This is a genomic window from Streptococcus sanguinis (genome assembly GCF_026781265.1).
In the GTDB taxonomy this organism is placed as follows: domain Bacteria; phylum Bacillota; class Bacilli; order Lactobacillales; family Streptococcaceae; genus Streptococcus; species Streptococcus sanguinis_T.
This window is the reverse complement of sequence record NZ_JAKUVC010000005.1, coordinates 1-17,148: the sequence shown is the minus strand read 5'-3', so window position 1 is coordinate 17,148 and position 17,148 is coordinate 1. Positions and strand designations below refer to the sequence as shown.

General features: G+C 41.2%; 14 protein-coding genes, 1 other RNA gene and 1 pseudogene. 1 reads left to right on the top strand and 15 read right to left on the bottom strand.

All coding sequences use genetic code 11. The annotated features are described in order from the left end of the window. Positions 1 to 105 precede the first annotated feature (105 nt). The 13 genes from MK370_RS07425 to MK370_RS07365 form a co-directional block, all read right to left on the bottom strand. On the bottom strand, positions 106 to 645 hold the full coding sequence (locus tag MK370_RS07425; RefSeq protein ID WP_268684778.1) for a PepSY domain-containing protein: 540 nt from the start codon (positions 643 to 645) through the stop codon (positions 106 to 108). A gap of 206 nt (positions 646 to 851) precedes the next feature. Further along, on the bottom strand, positions 852 to 2,192 hold the full coding sequence (locus tag MK370_RS07420; protein ID WP_268684777.1) for a HAMP domain-containing sensor histidine kinase: 1,341 nt from the start codon (positions 2,190 to 2,192) through the stop codon (positions 852 to 854). After that, on the bottom strand, positions 2,170 to 2,847 hold the full coding sequence (locus tag MK370_RS07415) for a response regulator transcription factor (protein WP_268684776.1): 678 nt from the start codon (positions 2,845 to 2,847) through the stop codon (positions 2,170 to 2,172). The genes MK370_RS07420 and MK370_RS07415 overlap by 23 nt, the downstream gene beginning before the upstream one ends. 323 nt (positions 2,848 to 3,170) lie before the next feature. Continuing rightward, positions 3,171 to 3,551, bottom strand: coding sequence for a PTS glucitol/sorbitol transporter subunit IIA (locus tag MK370_RS07410; protein ID WP_268684775.1), 381 nt, complete (start codon positions 3,549 to 3,551; stop codon positions 3,171 to 3,173). A 98-nt stretch (positions 3,552 to 3,649) separates the two neighbouring features. After that, positions 3,650 to 4,630 (bottom strand): PTS glucitol/sorbitol transporter subunit IIB, encoded by a 981-nt coding sequence (locus MK370_RS07405; RefSeq protein WP_009660130.1) that lies wholly within the window; start codon positions 4,628 to 4,630, stop codon positions 3,650 to 3,652. A gap of 16 nt (positions 4,631 to 4,646) precedes the next feature. Next, complete coding sequence (locus MK370_RS07400) at positions 4,647 to 5,189, bottom strand: PTS glucitol/sorbitol transporter subunit IIC (RefSeq protein WP_002893982.1); 543 nt, start codon at positions 5,187 to 5,189, stop codon at positions 4,647 to 4,649. After that, the gene (locus MK370_RS07395; RefSeq protein ID WP_002893984.1) at positions 5,186 to 5,683 is read right to left on the bottom strand and encodes a transcriptional regulator GutM; all 498 of its coding nucleotides are present in this window, start codon (positions 5,681 to 5,683) and stop codon (positions 5,186 to 5,188) included. The genes MK370_RS07400 and MK370_RS07395 overlap by 4 nt, the downstream gene beginning before the upstream one ends. Next, positions 5,683 to 7,509, bottom strand: a complete 1,827-nt coding sequence (locus tag MK370_RS07390) for a BglG family transcription antiterminator (RefSeq protein ID WP_268684876.1) — start codon at positions 7,507 to 7,509, stop codon at positions 5,683 to 5,685. The genes MK370_RS07395 and MK370_RS07390 overlap by 1 nt, the downstream gene beginning before the upstream one ends. 62 nt (positions 7,510 to 7,571) lie before the next feature. Beyond that, complete coding sequence (locus MK370_RS07385) at positions 7,572 to 8,372, bottom strand: SDR family oxidoreductase (protein WP_002902100.1); 801 nt, start codon at positions 8,370 to 8,372, stop codon at positions 7,572 to 7,574. A gap of 184 nt (positions 8,373 to 8,556) precedes the next feature. After that, on the bottom strand, positions 8,557 to 9,906 hold the full coding sequence (locus MK370_RS07380) for a glucose-6-phosphate isomerase (RefSeq protein WP_061595369.1): 1,350 nt from the start codon (positions 9,904 to 9,906) through the stop codon (positions 8,557 to 8,559). 486 nt (positions 9,907 to 10,392) lie between these two features. Beyond that, positions 10,393 to 10,491, bottom strand: an RNA gene (ffs, locus tag MK370_RS07375) — signal recognition particle sRNA small type. Positions 10,492 to 10,519: 28 nt separating this feature from the next. After that, complete coding sequence (tadA, locus tag MK370_RS07370; protein ID WP_268684774.1) at positions 10,520 to 10,990, bottom strand: tRNA adenosine(34) deaminase TadA; 471 nt, start codon at positions 10,988 to 10,990, stop codon at positions 10,520 to 10,522. A gap of 243 nt (positions 10,991 to 11,233) precedes the next feature. Further along, on the bottom strand, positions 11,234 to 12,526 hold the full coding sequence (locus MK370_RS07365; protein WP_002893992.1) for an adenylosuccinate synthase: 1,293 nt from the start codon (positions 12,524 to 12,526) through the stop codon (positions 11,234 to 11,236). 297 nt (positions 12,527 to 12,823) lie between these two features. Between MK370_RS07365 and gshAB the strand changes: the two genes are divergently transcribed. Further along, complete coding sequence (gene gshAB, locus MK370_RS07360) at positions 12,824 to 15,076, top strand: bifunctional glutamate--cysteine ligase GshA/glutathione synthetase GshB (RefSeq protein WP_268684875.1); 2,253 nt, start codon at positions 12,824 to 12,826, stop codon at positions 15,074 to 15,076. Positions 15,077 to 15,228: 152 nt separating this feature from the next. Here gshAB and tnpA read toward each other — a convergent pair. After that, positions 15,229 to 15,535 (bottom strand): annotated as a pseudogene (gene tnpA, locus MK370_RS07355) (IS200/IS605 family transposase); the annotation flags it as partial. A 690-nt stretch (positions 15,536 to 16,225) separates the two neighbouring features. Beyond that, a complete protein-coding gene (locus MK370_RS07350; RefSeq protein ID WP_268684773.1) occupies positions 16,226 to 16,384 on the bottom strand; it encodes a hypothetical protein in 159 nt (52 codons plus the stop codon). Positions 16,385 to 17,148: the final 764 nt, after the last annotated feature.

Below are 17,148 nucleotides of genomic sequence, written 5' to 3'. Positions count from 1 at the left end.
TGCAAAACTCCTATAAGATTCTCTACTTGGGACACGGATTATAAAAAAAGGCACGAACTTTCGTCCGTGCCCAACAAAGCAATGCCAAACTATATACCAACGATGTTATTTAATTCTTTCGTTCAAAATGTTCCTACTATTGGCATCAATGGTCATTTTGATCTTTTGCGTACCGTTCAGAGCTTCCAACTTATAGACTACCTGACCGCCCCAAATATCCAGTTCTTCGTCATAAACATGGGCTTGAGGATATTTTTGCTGCAAGATCTTCTCAGCATTTTCAAAGGTCAATTGCACATTAGTCTGAGTCAGTTGCAAGTCCTCATTGTCATCAATTGGCTCTTCTTTAGCTTTGAGAATGCTTCCTGTTCGAGCATCAATCTTATACTCTTTTTCTGTAAAGCCGTCCAATACCGTTACATCATAGTATACAGCACCAGCTTTATTTCCGTCTAAATCAATAGAAACGACTTTTCCTGAACCAGCTGTCTGCAAGGCAATCGCCTTAGCGTCTGAAAGAGTTACGGTTGCTGCCTGAATCCGAGTAGCTTGCTTATACGAATCCGCTGAAACAACGGTTGCTGCTCCACCTGCTAAAATTCCTACTGCCAAACCGGCTAATAAGATTCCTTTTAGTTTTTTCATGGCTCGTCCTTCCTTTCTAAAACTTGCCCCTAGAAATCAAAATCAGGCAAGGAAAACACCGTTCCAGTTAATGCATCCTAGACCATTCTTTTCATTTCAAAGGGAAGAGCTATCAAATGTTATTCATTTGATACTTTCATTGTACAAGGACTAAATGAATCTAAAATGAATTTTGAGGAAATTTAAAAAATAATTCTAAAAGCCTTTTATTTCTTCTCCAACTGGAAATTCAGGATAAAGCGACTTCCCTGGCCAAGCTCTGATACCAGCTCTATCTGAACCTGATGCAAATCAGCGATTTTTCGAACCAAGGCTAGTCCTAGGCCGCTTCCCTCTCGACTGTTTTTATTTCTGGCTTGATCGACTTGGTAAAACCGATTCCAGATTTTATCTGTCTCAGACGGAGCAATACCAGCACCATTATCTGTCACCGTCAGCTGACAAATGCCATCTAGCTTACGCAAGGAAAGCTCAATGCGGTCCTTCGTAAATTTCAAGGCATTGCTAATCAGATTATCCAAGAGCCGGTGAAGCAGAAGCTCATCAGCAACAATCCAGCAATCATCATCTATGGAAGCTTCTAAAACAAGACCACGCTCCTGACTTAGCTTCTGGAAATCTGTCATCTTATCCGACAGTAAGTCAGACAGAGACAGGTATTTTTTGACGAGAACCGGCTGATTCTCAAGCCTGGACAGATCCAAGATATGGCTAATCATCTCCTTCATGCGCTTGGTCTGACGGTTGATGATTTCAAAAGATTCTTTGGATTCATCTAGATTTTCTGCATAACGAAGGCCATACTCACTCTCCGATAGAATAACCGCCACCGGTGTCCGCAGCTCATGGGAGACATCATGGTTAAACTGCTTTTCCCGCTGGTAGGAAGTCTCTAGCGAATCCAGCATGAGATTCAAAGCCTTCCCCAGACGATGCAGCTCATCATCCTTATCTTTCAAAGCCAGCCGCTTGGAAAAGTCTCCGCTCTTGCGAATTTCCAATGCCGTCTGAGATAGCTGATCTACCGGCCGCAGGGCTTTTTTGAGAATCCAGCAACCACCAGCAATAATTAAGATTAATAGAAATGGAGAAATGAAGACCAGGGACGTCAAATAATCAATCCACTCATGATTGCTATGACTACTCATAGTTACCGCCCGTAGCCACTGACCGCCATTTTTCATCTCAATGTCAAAATAGAGATAGGTCTTTTGATCCACTGTCGCCGTCGTTACAACAGATTGGTTAAAAGGAAGAGTCTCATCAAAGCCAGATGGCAGACTTTTTCTGACAAGGTTTCCCGAACTATCATAGATTGAATAAAAAATCCCATCATCCACAGCCTCGTACTCACTAGGCTGCTGGCTGATTTCCGTGGCTGACTCAATCAGCTCCCGCTTAGCTGCTGCATCTGCCAGATTGCTGGATAGCAGAAAGGCCAGACCCAGCAGCACCAGAATAAAGACAAAGAGAAAACTGCTGTACCAAAGAGTAATGCGTAGAACAATGCTGCCTTTTTTCTCCTTATTCCGAGCTCCAGATAACATAGCCTACTCCCCTCTTGGTGTGAATAATGGACTGCTTCTTGTCCTGATCGATCTTGCGGCGAATATTTTTAATCAGAACATCAATGATATTGGATTCTCCCTCATAATCAAAATCCCAGACATGGTCACGAATCTGCTCCCGTGACAGAATATGATCTTGATTGCGCGCTAGGTATTCCAGTACTTCGTATTCCTTGGCTGTCAGCTCCAAGACCTGATCATCTTTCAGGACAGCTTTTTTAGTCAGATCCAAGATGATATCCCCTAGGTCAATCTTCTGGCTAACCAGCTCACGCTGCTGTCGCCGCAGAAGAGCCCGAAGCCGCGCCAAGAGTTCCTCAAACTCAAATGGCTTGACCAGATAATCATCTGCCCCCAAGTCCAAGCCCCTAATCTTGTCTTCCAAGCTGTCACGCGCCGTCAGGACCAAGACAATGACCTGCTTTCCAGCCTGACGGATCTTCTCCAGAAAGGCAAAGCCGTCCATACGGGGCATCATAACATCTAAAATGATTAAGTCATAGTCCACCATTTCCAAAAATTCCAGAGCTTCCTCTCCATCAAAAGCACTGTCCACACTAAAATGCTCTTTCTTGAGAAGCTTGGTCAAACTGCGATTCAGATCCGCTTCATCTTCCACCAACAATAACTTCATCAGGACTCCTTTCCAATCTTGGTCTTTCGTTTTTCAGAGCCATCACAAGAATGGCAATTACAACTAAAAAACTGAGCTAATTGAGTTTCTAGTAGCTAGATGAAAGTCTAGCACAATACTGCTACATCTCCTCTGATTGTAACATATAAACAAGGAAAGGAAAACTGCTGCTGAATAGATAAGTAAGTAAAAGACAAGCTAGATAGCGAGCTAACTTACAAAACATGATAAAATCTATTTTTTAAAATAGCAAAAAACCTCCCCTAAGGGAGGATGCGTTTAGTTTTAGGCTACTGCTTTGATAGTTTACAGGATTTGATTTTCTATCCTACTTGAGCTACTTCAAAAATCTGAATGGTAGAGCCTTTTTCAATTACTACTGCTTGGTCTGCTGCGACATGGAGTGTACCAGGAAGGCTCCCCTCTTTTGAACCATCAAAAGAAATCGTGATATGGCCCAGTCCAGTTAAATTTTTTTCTACTACATTTCCTACGGCAGTAATCGAATATTCCTGATTATCTACCACCAGCTTGCCGCCTTCTAGTATTGAACCTAGCAGATTTTTGTTATCAATCTTAAAACAATACTCTGCTAAATCTTCCGGCGCTTCTTCTCCAAATAAAATGAGCATATTGGCCTCTTCAATCATATTCTGAGCTTCAGGCCCTACTTGAAGTATTTTAGCTTCAAAAATTTTCTTCATCTAATTCCGATTCATCCTTTCTCAAATCTGTCATAAACTTATGCTTATAGATAAGTTTAACATAATAGTTGCTCTGTTTACGTGCACCTATCAAAGGTCTATTGATAAAGACCAATACTAGCTATCCAAGCTACTAGCACCCGCGGAACACCATTGAGAAAGCGTGAATATAGCACAGAAGGGACACCAACCTCAACTGTTTCAGACTTGGCTTCAGATAGACCGAGTGCTACAGGAATGAAATCACAACCGTTTTGAGTGTTGATAGCAAATATAGCTGGCAGAGCCATTTGGGGCGGAATATTCCCTTTTCCGATTTCGACTCCAATTAAGGTTCCGATAATCTGACTGATAACAGCTCCGGGGCCTAACAAAGGAGATAGGAATGGCAAGGAACAGATAAAGCCAATCAAAATGAGTCCCCAGATGTTCCCCGCTAGGGGAACCATTAATTTTGCCAGCCAATTTCCAACACCTGAACCTTGAATAACCCCAATCAGCAAGGAAACAAAGGCCATGAAAGGAATGATTGTGTTGAGCATTGTTTGGATGGCTTCACGAGCAGCCTGGTTGAAAGTCGCAACGACCTTCCCAGCGCCCATCCCAATTCTTGCTACAATACTTGTTTCAGCTTTTTGCTCTGTAATTTTTTTACTAGTATCGTAAGTTGGCTTTTCTGTTACCACAGTTGTCGCTTTTTCGTCTTCATTAGCAGCAGAAATTTGATTAAGGCCAACTGCTGACACATAGATTTCCTCGGTGATATATTGTGCTAGAGGGCCACTTTTCCCTGTAGCGACAATATTAATTGTAGGGATCCCCTTTTTAGGATAAATACCGCAGCGAAGAGTACCGCCGCAATCCACGATTGCTAAAGCAATTTCCTCATCAGGGATAGAAGTTTTAAACCCGTTAACAGCTTCCATACCAGTCAAATCAGCAATTTTATCTACAATATCTGGCTTTTCTCCGCCGCCAGTGATATAGATAAATTTATGCTTAGCCTCACTAGGTGTAATGACCAAAGGGCCTCCGAAACCACCATTTCCTTTAACAACTTTTATACTCTTATATGACATAATTTCACTCTTTCTATCAATCAAATGTTTTACTCAAGGTAACACCTTGCTGTTTTGCAACATAGGCAGTCGTAAAATCTGTTACCCATCCACCAACAAAGTTCATGATAATTCCTACAAGCATGTAACGGATTGCCAAGTCCATCTGACTTAAACCTAAAGTTTGAATTCCTGTCGCAATTCCCATCCATACAAACAATTCCCCAGGATTGATATGTGGGAATACACCATTTGAAGTATGGCAGAACTGCATCTGAGCTGCTACAAAACTAGGTTTATAATATTCTGGCAAGAAGCGTCCCATACTGATCGCCATCGGATTCCCCAGCATAAAGGCTGAAATGAAAGGTAAAATCATATAACGGCTAACAGGATTTTTGGCAGAAATCTTAGCCAAGGAATTGACCTTCTCTTCTCCCAAGAAAGCTATAAGGGTATTCATTGCAATCAATAGCATCAAGACAAGCGGTACAATATTTGTCATCCAGCTAATAAAGGTTTCTCCACCTAATTGGAAGAGTTTCATAAAACTCTCTGCAAATTTTGTAATGTGATTCATAAGGAACTCCTTTTCTTATTTTTTTTAAATAACTGTTTAATAGATAATTGTAAGTAATTCGCATAAAAGCCGAATCCCAGAAAAGAATCAGAAGAACTTGTCTCTTTCTCAATACCTGCCTCATGCCAAAGATAGACTTTTCTAGCATCTTCTATGGCTGATTGCATCAACTTATTTTCTTTTCTCACAAGAGGATTATACTTGTCAAAATAATGGATGTCTTCTCCGACATAATCGTCCATATTTTGAAAACGCGCTAAGATTGTGACTCCTTGCATTTTGCTAGCTTTAAGAACCCGACCGTTTTCATCAACCGCGAACATGACAATCGTACCGGATTTTATTCTTCCGGACTTCCTGCCAATCGCTACGCGCCCCAGTTTTCGGAGCATCGTATAGGTCTTATTGAAGTCTTTGAGTTGCTGCCAGCCGAGGAACATTTGAAATATATAAGCTGCCATGACAAATACAGCGAAAATTATTAGCGAATTCATTAAAATACTCCTTTGCTCTTAGAAAATGATAGAAACTCTGTCTCTGTTTCTACAGCCCTCAATGCTTCTTTTAGAGAAGGCTCTCCTGCAATTCGAAAAATGTCGTCATACAATTCCAGCAATTCACTTTCCATTTTTCTTTCAATTTCTGAGGGCATGGCGACTAGAAAGATAAATTCAATCCATTCATCTCCTTTTTGATAAGGCTCTTCTAGTTTTCCGAACATTAAAATAGTCTTTGCATAACCCTGGTTAATTGTATGGGGGAAGGCAATTCCTCCACCAAAAATGGTTGATTGCTTTTTCTCCCTATCAATTATCCGATTTCTAAAACCTTCATCAATCATCTGAAGTTTCTCTAACTCTGCAACCATATTTAGCAAGTATTGCTGATAGGTTTTTTGGGGGCTCAACCGAAGAAAACGTAAGCTGACTGTTTCTAGATTTTTTTGATGAAAAGCATTGGCCCTCTGCCATTCTTCCTGCAGCCATTGATCATCAAAAAGATGATTAACTTGAATGACTGGAGATTTAGAATCTTTATATTTTAGAGGAACTGTCGTAAAAATCGCGAAATAGTCCTGATTTAAATCCACATTAAAATCCTCTTCAGAATACTGAGTAATGTCTACATCATTTCCAAGGACTCGTCTGAGTTGCTGAATAATCATCGCAGCAGTTCCTCTTCCTGTTGTGCAAACTACAGCTATCTGCTTGCGATAACCCTTAACAGCAGAATTTTGCTTTCTTAAAATCATTTCAAAATACAAAGCCAGATATCCGATTTCAGATAATTCCAATTCAGAACCAAAAATTGCAGATAATTCTTCTCCAGCTATTTTTGCCATTTCAAAAGCAAAAGGATATTGAGTTTGAACCTCGCCATGAAATATATCATTAGCTTGCACATGGAAAATCAGTCGATTGATTAAGGGGCCTAGATGAGATTTGATTTCTTCAAATAATTCTTCATCATCAAAGTGAACCAACATTGTTTCTTTGACTTTCTTGACAATCCCTTGAAAAATCTTTGCAAGCTGTTCAGATTGATAAGATGTCTTGCTTAAAGTGTCAATAAAACGGACATTAAACGGAAAACACAAAAAGTCTATCTCAAACTGACTGAGGGAAATCTTATAAGTCATTTCAATATGATAGATTAATTTCTCAGCTAAAGGTGTCTCTGTTAAATCATTCCTATAGTAAGGAATAGGACAATTCAACACTCTAGATGTATGAATACGCTCCACCATAATTGAAATGGTCTTTCGAAGGAGTTCCTGTGTTTCTTTAGGGATTTTATAGTCCTGAACTAGCGTCTCCAGAAAAGAAGATGTTGCCTCAGTGAGTGTCCTTCCTTCAAAGTAAGGAGCCACTTGGTGGATATATAGCAAGCGCAAATTCAGCTCGCTCCCCAAGACCTCCAGCCCACGGTTGGGCTTTCCTGAAATAGTGATAGAGTAACTCTCTGCCAAAGATTTTACTTGTTTTAAATCCTTATTAAGGGTACTTCTACTAACACCTACTTCCTCAGCCAAGTCGTCAATAAGAAGAGGGGAGGTTGACTCAATTAAACGTTTTAGCAAATAGGCAATTCTTTTACTGGAAGAATTGAAGTCACTCTCCTGTTTTAAACTACCAGATAAAATCCTTTCCAACTCTGTATAGTCATACACTTCTAACATTAACTGATCATCTTGTGCGATAATCTGGATATTAGGAGCCAAAACATCATTTAATTGTTGGATACTCTTTTGCAAGGTTTGCAAGCTAATATCCAGTTCTGAGCGCATATCTAACAAGGAATAAGTTGGCTGCGAGACCATTTTATTTAAAATATTATACCACCGATTTACTAAGGTCAACTCTCTTCCCTACCTTCATTGTTTTAACCGCGAGTTTTACCTCCGGCAATATTTGTAGTGACACCTGTTATATAGCTAGAACGGTCTGAAATATAGAACGCTACAAGATCAGCTACTTCCCGTAGTTTCCCACTCCGTCCCAATGGAGTCGTTGAAGTTGAAGCATAACCAGCTCGAATATCTTCTACCGTCTTTCCACGGGTATAAGCAAGAGCTTCCTCGTAAGAAAGAGTTCGAAGACCCGTAGCTTCCATAATTCCTGGAGCAATTCCAACCACACGTACACCATGTTTACCAAGCTCTTTCGCCCATGAACGAGTGTAACTATAGACTGCCGCTTTCGTTGCAGCATAGGCACTTTGTCCTTCAGAACCTTCCAAGCCTGCTTCTGAAGCCATGTTCACAATTACACCTTTTCCATTTTTCACTAAAATACGTCCTACTGCCTGACTAACCAGATACAAACCTTTTTGATTAATCATTGTTACTTTTTCGAACGTCTCATCGTCCAACTCGTAAGGACCTTTAGGATTTTCTGCATCGATTAATAATCTAGGGACATTAATCCCCGCATTATTGACTACCGCATCAATATTGCCAAATCTTTCCACTATTTTGGCAACACCCTCTTCTACTTCAGAGCGAGAAGTTACATCAACTTTTACAAATAATAGGTTCGGGTGACGCAAATCGTTGTCGCTAAGATCAAAATTCGCTACATTGACTCCTAATTCCAACAATTCTTCGACGATTGCCTTACCGATCCCAGATGACGCACCCGTCACAAGAACTGTTTTGCCTTTAATGTCTAACCAATCATTCATTTTGATACCTCTCAAATTTTATTTTCAAGGCAATTATACAGCGCTTTCATAAAAGAATTAAGACACTCTTTTTTACACTGTTCAAAAAAATAATAAACTAATTAAGAGGCTTGTACTAAAAGATCCACAAGAAATGAACTTGTGGATCTTTTTATATTCTAAATGAACTCAAAGCATATGAGAATCAAAGACGTGCATTCAACTCAGCACCCAGCTCTTCAAAGCCTGGTTTCCCAAGAAGAGCAAACATGTTTTTCTTATAAGCCTCAACTCCAGGCTGATCAAATGGATTGATACCATTCAGGTAGCCAGAAAGAGCAATAGCTAACTCAAAGAAGTAAATAGTATAGCCCAAAGTGAACTCATCTTGCTCAGGCAGGGTCACAAACATATTTGGCACTCCGCCGTCTGTGTGAGCTAACAGCACTCCATCTGTTGCTTTCTTATTGACAAAGTCAACATCTTTTCCTTGCAGATAGCCAAGGCCATCCAAGTCTTCTGCTAATTCAGGAATCAACACATTTTTGCGAGGCTTATCTACACGAATAACTGTTTCAAAGAGGATACGAGTTCCTTCTTGAATAAATTGCCCCAAAGAGTGCAGGTCTGTTGAGAAGTTAGCTGAAGTTGGGTAGATACCTTTTTGGTCTTTACCTTCTGACTCACCAGCCAGTTGCTTCCACCATTCTGAGAAGTATTGCAAAGATGGTTCGTAGTTAGCTAGAACTTCTGTCAGATAACCTTTACGGTACAAGATATTGCGTACAACTGCATATTGATATGCTTCATTTTCAGCCAACTTATCAGAAGCATAAGCCTTGCGAGCAGCATTTGCTCCTTCCATCAACTTGCTGATATCAGCCCCTGCAGCTGCGATTGGCAAGAGTCCCACTGCTGTCAATACTGTAAAACGACCACCAACACTATCAGGCACTACAAAAGTATCCCAGCCATTAGCATCTGCTTCAACCTTAACTGCACCTTTAGCGCGGTCTGTAGTTGCATAAATCCGTTTATTTGCTTCTTCCTGACCATACTTCTTAACCAAGAGTTCTTTGAAGACACGGAAAGCAATAGCAGGCTCTGTAGTTGTTCCTGACTTAGAAATAACGTTGACAGAGAAATCTTTGTCTGATACATAATCTACCAAATCAGCCAAATAGCTTGAAGAGATAGAGTTTCCAGCATAGAGGATCTGAGGTGCCTCGCGTTCTTCTTTGCTTTGCAAGTTTACAAATGAATTATTCAAGAAATCAATCGCTGCACGTGCCCCTAAATAAGATCCTCCAATACCGATGACGATTAACACTTCACTATCAGATTGGATTTTAGCAGCCGCCTTTTGAATACGAGCAAATTCATCTTTATCATATTCTTCAGGCAAATTCAACCAGCCTGTCATTTCTGCTCCAGGACCTGTTCCGTTTCGTAGAGCATTATCTGCTGCAGTCACTTGAGGCTGCATATAATCTAATTCATGTGGTGCTACAAACTTATCCAGTACCTTTGAATAGTCAAATTTAATATGTGTCATGTTTATCCTCCAATTGTTCTTTTCTTTTATGATAACGCTTTAAGAAAAAATAAGCAAGTGCTTTTACTATTTTAAAACGTTTACATTTTTTATTCTATACTATTTTTCTAAATAAGCTAATCCTAGGATATAACTGAGAGCAATCGTTTGCGTAAGTCGACAAATTTTAGGCCTATTAAGAAGAATAATTTTGATTGACAAGAAAGCCAATATGCTTCTTAAGATTGAATGTCAGCTGAATTCATTTCAGGTCCATTCGAACTAGATTCACTGCTCCAATATTCATCTGCGCCTTCTAGGCTTGATTTATTCAACATTGGAACCTCGTTCTCGCTTCGCTCAAACTGCGTCAATGTACCTAAGTTCTTCTGCGTCTTTTGGACTTGATTCACTAAAAGACTCTATATGGTTTACAGATTTTTCCCTTATGGGAAAAACTGCATCCATTGCTCTAAGATTCATCTGCGCCTTTCAGGCTTGATTCATTAAGAGCAATAGAAAAGAGCACACAGTTTACATCGCTTAGGACTGCTGGATTCCTCCCCTGACCCGCTTCACGCAAAACTGTTGCTCCATTAACTAGTATAACACAAACTTTTGGTTTTGGCTAATTTTATTTTTTCCTTCTCTGTCTGAAAAATTCTTGCATGATTTGAGCACACTCTTCTTGAAGGATACCTGTTTCCACCTCTACTCGGTGGTTAAGTCGCTCATCTATCAAAATATCATAAAGGCTTCCAGCTGCTCCAAACTTTTGATTTGCTGCGCCATAGACAACGTGAGGAATGCGCGCTAGACCAATCGCTCCACTGCACATGACACAGGGCTCAATGGTCACAAAAAGCGTTGTATCCAGCAAGCGCCAGCTATTTTCATTCCGATTCGCCTCTTCAATAGCCATAATTTCCGCATGCATAACAGCCCGTTGCAGTTCCTCACGTGCATTGTGACCGCGGCCGATAATCTTACCTTCTTTAACCAAGACACAGCCGATGGGAATTTCATCATGAGCCAGAGCAATCTCCGCCTCCTTTAAAGCTTCCCGCATAAATGCTTCTTTTTCTTCAATCGTATAATTCATCATTGTCTTTCTAAATCTCTAGTCGTCTATCTCATTATACCACAAGCCTGATGCACTTCTCAGAAAAAATAAAAGCCACCTCTGGGGTGACTTTCAGGAGATTATTATGAAAAAGTTTAGGATTTTTAAACAAAGTTAGGAGGTCTTTGTTTATGCTGTTAGTATAATATATATATCTTAAATGAATCTTAAGATGAAATTTTCTTGCAAAAAAGCACAAGAAGCAAGTTACTTGTGCTGACTTTTTTATAAATTAGACCAGACGCTTTCCAAGATATTGGTCTGCTCACGGCCAGGACCGACTGAGAAGGTAGAAATACGAACACCAACCAACTCACTCACTCGGCGAACATAGTTGCGGGCATTTTCTGGCAATTCTTCCAGACTGCGGACACTGGTGATGTCCTCTGACCAGCCTGGCAGCTCTTCGTAAATCGGCTTGCAACGCTTGAGCTGTTCCAGACTAGCTGGGTAATGGTCAATTCGCTGCCCATCCAAGTCATAGGCTACACAGATTTTCACTGTATCCAGACCGCTCAAAACATCGATGGAGTTAAGCGAAAGATTGGTAATCCCTGATACACGGCGGCTATGGCGCATAACAACCGAGTCAAACCAACCTACCCGACGTGGGCGACCAGTGGTAGTGCCATATTCATGGCCGATATCACGAATGCGGTCACCAACTTCATCAAAAAGCTCTGTTGGGAATGGTCCATCTCCGACCCGACTGGTGTAGGCCTTGCAGACACCAACAACCTTGTCAATTTTGCTCGGACCAACTCCAGAACCGATGGTGACTCCCCCCGCAACCGGATTAGATGAAGTTACAAATGGATAAGTACCTTGGTCAATATCCAGCATAACCCCTTGAGCCCCTTCAAAGAGCACTCGCTTGCCCTGATCCAGCGCATCGTTGAGGATAACAGAAGTATCGGTCACATACTGCTTGATTTGCTGGCCATATTCATAGTATTCTTCAAAAATATCATCAAAGCTGATTGCTGTACTATCGTACAATTTCTCAAAGAGGCGGTTTTTCTCAGCTAGATTCCGCTCCAAGCGCTCTCTGAAAATATCTTTATCCAAAAGGTCAGCAATGCGGATACCGACACGAGCAGCCTTGTCCATATAGGCAGGACCGATTCCCTTGATTGTCGTTCCGATTTTATTGTCACCTTTTGCTTCTTCCTGCAGACGATCCAGCTCGATATGGTAAGGCAGGATGACATGCGCTCGATCAGAGATACGAAGGTTATCCGTCGTCACACCCTCTTCATGCAGGTAGTTCAATTCTTTGACCAGAGATTTGGGATTGACCACCATTCCATTTCCAATTACAGAGATTTTTTCTGGGAAGAAAATCCCTGACGGAATCAGGTGCAGCTTGTACTTCTTGCCGTCAATCACGATAGTGTGGCCGGCATTGTCACCACCCTGATAGCGGGCAATCACTTCGGCATTGGCTGAAAGGAAGTCTGTAATCTTCCCTTTTCCTTCATCTCCCCACTGGGTTCCTACAACAACTACTGATGTCATAATTTTGTCTGAGCTGAAGCAGCTCTTCCTTTCTTGAAAAGCAGGCAGGAATCTCACCTGCGATTATGTTTTATACCTCATTATATGAAAAATTTAACAATTTTTCAAGGTGAGATCCATTCTTGATTTGCTTTTTTCCTTTTGAAAACGAATTAAATTTTCACAAAATCTGTATTTTCTGAAATTTAGCAGTTTATTAAAAATAAAAGTTCGGAATTTTTTTAAAATCGTAGCGGAAATTTGTTTTCTTTTTCCGTTTGTAATAGACTAAAATTACTACCATAGGACGGTGAAATGATGACGATTAATCAATTACTGCAGAAACTGAATATAGCAAGCCCTATTCTTCAAGCGACCTTTGGGCTGGAGAGGGAAAATCTGCGGGTGACAACTGATGGACACTTAGCTCAAACTACTCATCCGAGTCAGCTTGGTTCCCGCAATTTCCACCCAACCATCCAAACAGACTTCAGCGAGCAACAACTGGAACTAATTACACCTATCGCTCACTCGACTAAGGAAGCACGACGCTTACTGGGAGCTATTAGCGATGTGGCTGGCCGCTCGATTGACCAGAGTGAACTCCTCTGGCCCCTGTCCATGCCACCACAGCTGACTGAAGAAGAGATTGCCATCGCCCATCTGGAAAACGACTATGAACGTCACTACCGAGAGGGCTTAGCGAAAAAATATGGCAAAAAACTACAGGCTATCTCTGGCATCCACTACAATATGGAACTAGGGAAAGATCTGGTCACTGCTCTCTTTCAAGTCAGCTCCCACCATTCGCTCAAGGACTTTAAAAATGACCTCTATCTCAAGCTGGCTCGAAACTTTCTGCGCTTCCGCTGGATTTTAACCTATCTCTACGGGGCAGCCCCTTTGGCAGAAGCTGGCTTCTACAGTCAGGACATTCCCCAGCCTATCCGCTCTTTTCGTAACAGCGACTATGGCTATGTCAATGACGAGAATATTCAGGTGTCCTACGCTTCTTTGGAGCAATATGTAACTGATATTGAAAACTACGTTCAGTCAGGCGAGCTCAGCGCTGAAAAGGAATTTTACTCAGCCGTTCGCTTCCGTGGACAGAAGCACAATCGTGCCTATCTGGAGCAAGGCATCACTTATCTGGAATTCCGCTGCTTTGATCTCAATCCTTTTGACCATTTAGGCATTAGCCAAGAGACCTTAGATACCGTCCATCTCTTTTTACTGAGCCTGCTATGGTTAGATGATGTAGAAAATGTAGATACGGCATTAAAAGCTGCCCACGACTTGAACCAAAAAATTGCTTGTAGCCATCCGCTGACTGCCCTGCCAGATGAGGCGGACAGCTCAGCCCTTCTGCAAGCCATGGAAGAGCTCATTCAACATTTTGAACTGCCAACTTACTACCAAACCTTGCTTCAGCAACTTAAAGAAGCACTTCTGAATCCTCAGCTAACCCTATCTGGTCAGCTCCTGCCTCATATCCAGCAGGATTCCTTAATGGCCTTTGGGCGAGAAAAAGCAGAGGAATATCACCGCTACGCTTGGACTGCTCCTTATGCCCTCAAAGGCTACGAAAATATGGAACTATCCACCCAGATGCTGCTCTTTGATGCCATTCAAAAGGGCCTGAATGTTGAAATTTTAGATGAAAATGACCAATTTCTCAAGCTTTGGTATGGTCACCATGTAGAATATGTCAAGAACGGCAATATGACCTCCAAGGATAACTATGTCATCCCTTTGGCTATGGCCAATAAAACAGTCACTAAAAAGATTTTGGCTGCAGCTGACTTTCCCGTTCCCACTGGAGCAGAATTTTCTTCTCTTGAAGAGGGACTAGCCTATTACCCTTTGATTAAGAACCGACAAATTGTTGTCAAACCTAAGTCAACCAACTTCGGACTGGGCATCTCCATCTTCCAAGAACCGGCTAGTCTGGAATCTTATGGCAAGGCTTTGGAGATTGCTTTTTCAGAAGACGCTGCTGTCTTAGTCGAAGAATTTATCGCTGGAACGGAGTACCGCTTCTTTGTCTTAGACGGTCAGTGTGAGGCAGTCCTCTTGCGAGTGGCGGCCAATGTCGTCGGAGACAGTCAGCATACCGTGAGAGAATTGGTTGCCAGCAAAAATGACAATCCGCTGCGGGGCCGAGATCATCGTTCACCGCTTGAAATCATTGAACTGGGCGACATTGAACTCCTTATGCTGGACCAACAAGGCTATGGACCAGATGATATCCTGCCTGCCGGAGTCAAGGTTGACTTGCGGCGCAATTCCAACATTTCTACTGGCGGAGACTCGATTGATGTTACTGACAGTATGCACGCATCTTATAAGGCTCTGGCTGCAGACATGGCTAAAGTTATGGGAGCTTGGGCTTGTGGCGTTGACCTGATCATCCCTGACAGCTCTGCTATTTCCACAAAGGAAAATCCCAACTGTACCTGCATCGAGCTCAACTTCAATCCCTCTATGTATATGCACACCTATTGTGCTGAGGGACCGGGACAAAGCATCACCCCTAAAATACTGGCCAAACTTTTCCCAGAAATGGACTGAATTTCTAAAATAAGTTTTATAACAGCTAGAATTTTGTTTTAGCCCTCAGTCTCCCATATGATTCCATATTAAACCAGTGGGAAGAACAACATTTTCTATGGAAAGTTGGAATGTAATTCCACTCCTTGGTATATATCAATCCAAAAATGTCAGTTCCCAAACTTATATTTTAGGTTGGCGTGTTTATCAAACATCATGAGAGCACTTTTACCTTTTAAATAACCCATGAAACTAGAAACACTTATCCTTGGTGGAATGCTTACTAACATATGTACATGATCTGGCATTAAGTGTCCCTCAATAATTTCAACGCCTTTATAACCACATAATCGGTGAAATATTTCACCCAAACTGTTTCGAAATTGATTATAGATAAGATTCACCTATACTTAGGTGTAAACACAATGTAATAGAACACATCCACCTTGTGTGTGATAAACTATGTGCCTTTTGCACCATATATTTCTCCTTTCGCTTCACAATTGGCTTGAACACCTTTATTGTATCGCGTTGGGAGTTTTTTTAGTATAACCTTCGATGCGCACCCGCATAGCGGGTGGTTTATTTGTCTCGCACCTACCGGAGCGAGACAGACTGAAAATCACAACCAAATAAAAATCCCATAACGGATTTAAGCATTTGTTGTTTAAACCCAAAGCCCTTATCTATTACAGTAGATAAGGGCTTTTTTATGTTCTTTTATTGTGAACAAAGGGTTATTTTGGGCGACGCTTTTTATGACGTCGCGTTTTTCGCGCCGTTCTTTTGATATGCTAGGCGTTCTATTAGTGAAGATAGTTGACAAAAGGGGAAAAATAAGGTATAATAGTATCTCCAGAATAAGGATTTGTCATAAATCCAAACCCAAAGCCCTTATCTATGGTGGTAGATAAGGGCTTTTTTATGTTCTTTTATTGTGAACAAAGGGTTATTTTGGGCGACGCTTTTTATGACGTCGCGTTTTTCGCGCCGTTCTTTTGATATGCTAGGCATTCTATTAGTGAAGATAGTTGACAAAAGGGGAAAAATAAGGTATAATAGTATCTCCAGAATAAGGATTTGTCATAAATCCAAACCCAAAGCCCTTATCTACTGGGATAGATAAGGGCTTTTTTATGTTCTTTTATTGTGAACAAGGGTACTGCAGAACTAATGGTTTCTGCTTTTTCGTAAGAAACGGCGTGATTTTTTCGCACGTTTCTTAGAAAGATTTCTTTTTGCAAATAGTTGATCAATACATTTTTTGACAAAATGTATCAGAATTTGTTCAACTATTCGAAGAAGAATCTCCAGAATAATATCTGTCATAATTGTCGCCACCTTTCGTTAGGATGTGCTAATCTCAGTCTTTAAGACTTACAATCAACACTCGAAAGGAAGTAGGGGTGATTGCCACGGCAATCTTCTATCTTGATTCGATATCCTCCTTACTTCCACTGCAGTAGAAGCAGGGACGAGCCCAAACTCTTACTGAAAGTAACCACTGCTAACATCAAATCGGCTTAACAGTGATGGGTATCTCTTTTCCTCCTTTCCATTGCTGGACATATAAAAAATAAGCAGCTTACGCCGCTTACATCCTTTCCCCGAATTGTTCAGAACCGTCGTGTTCCTTCAAATTCGGTGTTTGCTAACAGTCGCGCATACCTTGCTCTTCCGCAAGATAGGCACAACCCAAACGTAACAGTTCCCTAAATATAAAAAAACCACACTGAAAAACAGCCCCAATTGATCTTTTCTTATCAATCAAGACTCCCTGTTGCCACGGATTTCAGACTTCTCTGAATCGTGATGACACAACAGGCTTTTTCAAGTGTGTTTCATTCCTTTTTTAGGTTACCGCGCGGTCTTTTTCCTCCTAGAGGCTGCTTTCATCTAATCCGACCGGTAGATGTTGCTCTATCAATAAATGATAAAGTGGATGAAAGGGACCCGTCAGTGTTAAAATAAAGACAATGCTTTATCAATTCCAGCTCACTGAGCGTTTCTCTTGTGAACCGAACTATCGGTTCCTCTCATTCTGGATCATAAGAGATAAAAATAAAATTTTTACATGACTAGTATAGCATATT

What these genes read in the sequence shown, in the direction of transcription:
- MK370_RS07425 (WP_268684778.1), bottom strand. Translation starts at nt 645, where the DNA reads ATGAAAAAACTAAAAGGAATCTTATTAGCCGGTTTGGCAGTAGGAATT.
- MK370_RS07420 (WP_268684777.1), bottom strand. Translation starts at nt 2,192, where the DNA reads ATGTTATCTGGAGCTCGGAATAAGGAGAAAAAAGGCAGCATTGTTCTA.
- MK370_RS07415 (WP_268684776.1), bottom strand. Translation starts at nt 2,847, where the DNA reads ATGAAGTTATTGTTGGTGGAAGATGAAGCGGATCTGAATCGCAGTTTG.
- MK370_RS07410 (WP_268684775.1), bottom strand. Translation starts at nt 3,551, where the DNA reads ATGAAGAAAATTTTTGAAGCTAAAATACTTCAAGTAGGGCCTGAAGCT.
- MK370_RS07405 (WP_009660130.1), bottom strand. Translation starts at nt 4,630, where the DNA reads ATGTCATATAAGAGTATAAAAGTTGTTAAAGGAAATGGTGGTTTCGGA.
- MK370_RS07400 (WP_002893982.1), bottom strand. Translation starts at nt 5,189, where the DNA reads ATGAATCACATTACAAAATTTGCAGAGAGTTTTATGAAACTCTTCCAA.
- MK370_RS07395 (WP_002893984.1), bottom strand. Translation starts at nt 5,683, where the DNA reads ATGAATTCGCTAATAATTTTCGCTGTATTTGTCATGGCAGCTTATATA.
- MK370_RS07390 (WP_268684876.1), bottom strand. Translation starts at nt 7,509, where the DNA reads ATGGTCTCGCAGCCAACTTATTCCTTGTTAGATATGCGCTCAGAACTG.
- MK370_RS07385 (WP_002902100.1), bottom strand. Translation starts at nt 8,372, where the DNA reads ATGAATGATTGGTTAGACATTAAAGGCAAAACAGTTCTTGTGACGGGT.
- MK370_RS07380 (WP_061595369.1), bottom strand. Translation starts at nt 9,906, where the DNA reads ATGACACATATTAAATTTGACTATTCAAAGGTACTGGATAAGTTTGTA.
- tadA (WP_268684774.1), bottom strand. Translation starts at nt 10,990, where the DNA reads ATGATGAATTATACGATTGAAGAAAAAGAAGCATTTATGCGGGAAGCT.
- MK370_RS07365 (WP_002893992.1), bottom strand. Translation starts at nt 12,526, where the DNA reads ATGACATCAGTAGTTGTTGTAGGAACCCAGTGGGGAGATGAAGGAAAA.
- gshAB (WP_268684875.1), top strand. Translation starts at nt 12,824, where the DNA reads ATGACGATTAATCAATTACTGCAGAAACTGAATATAGCAAGCCCTATT.
- MK370_RS07350 (WP_268684773.1), bottom strand. Translation starts at nt 16,384, where the DNA reads ATGACAGATATTATTCTGGAGATTCTTCTTCGAATAGTTGAACAAATT.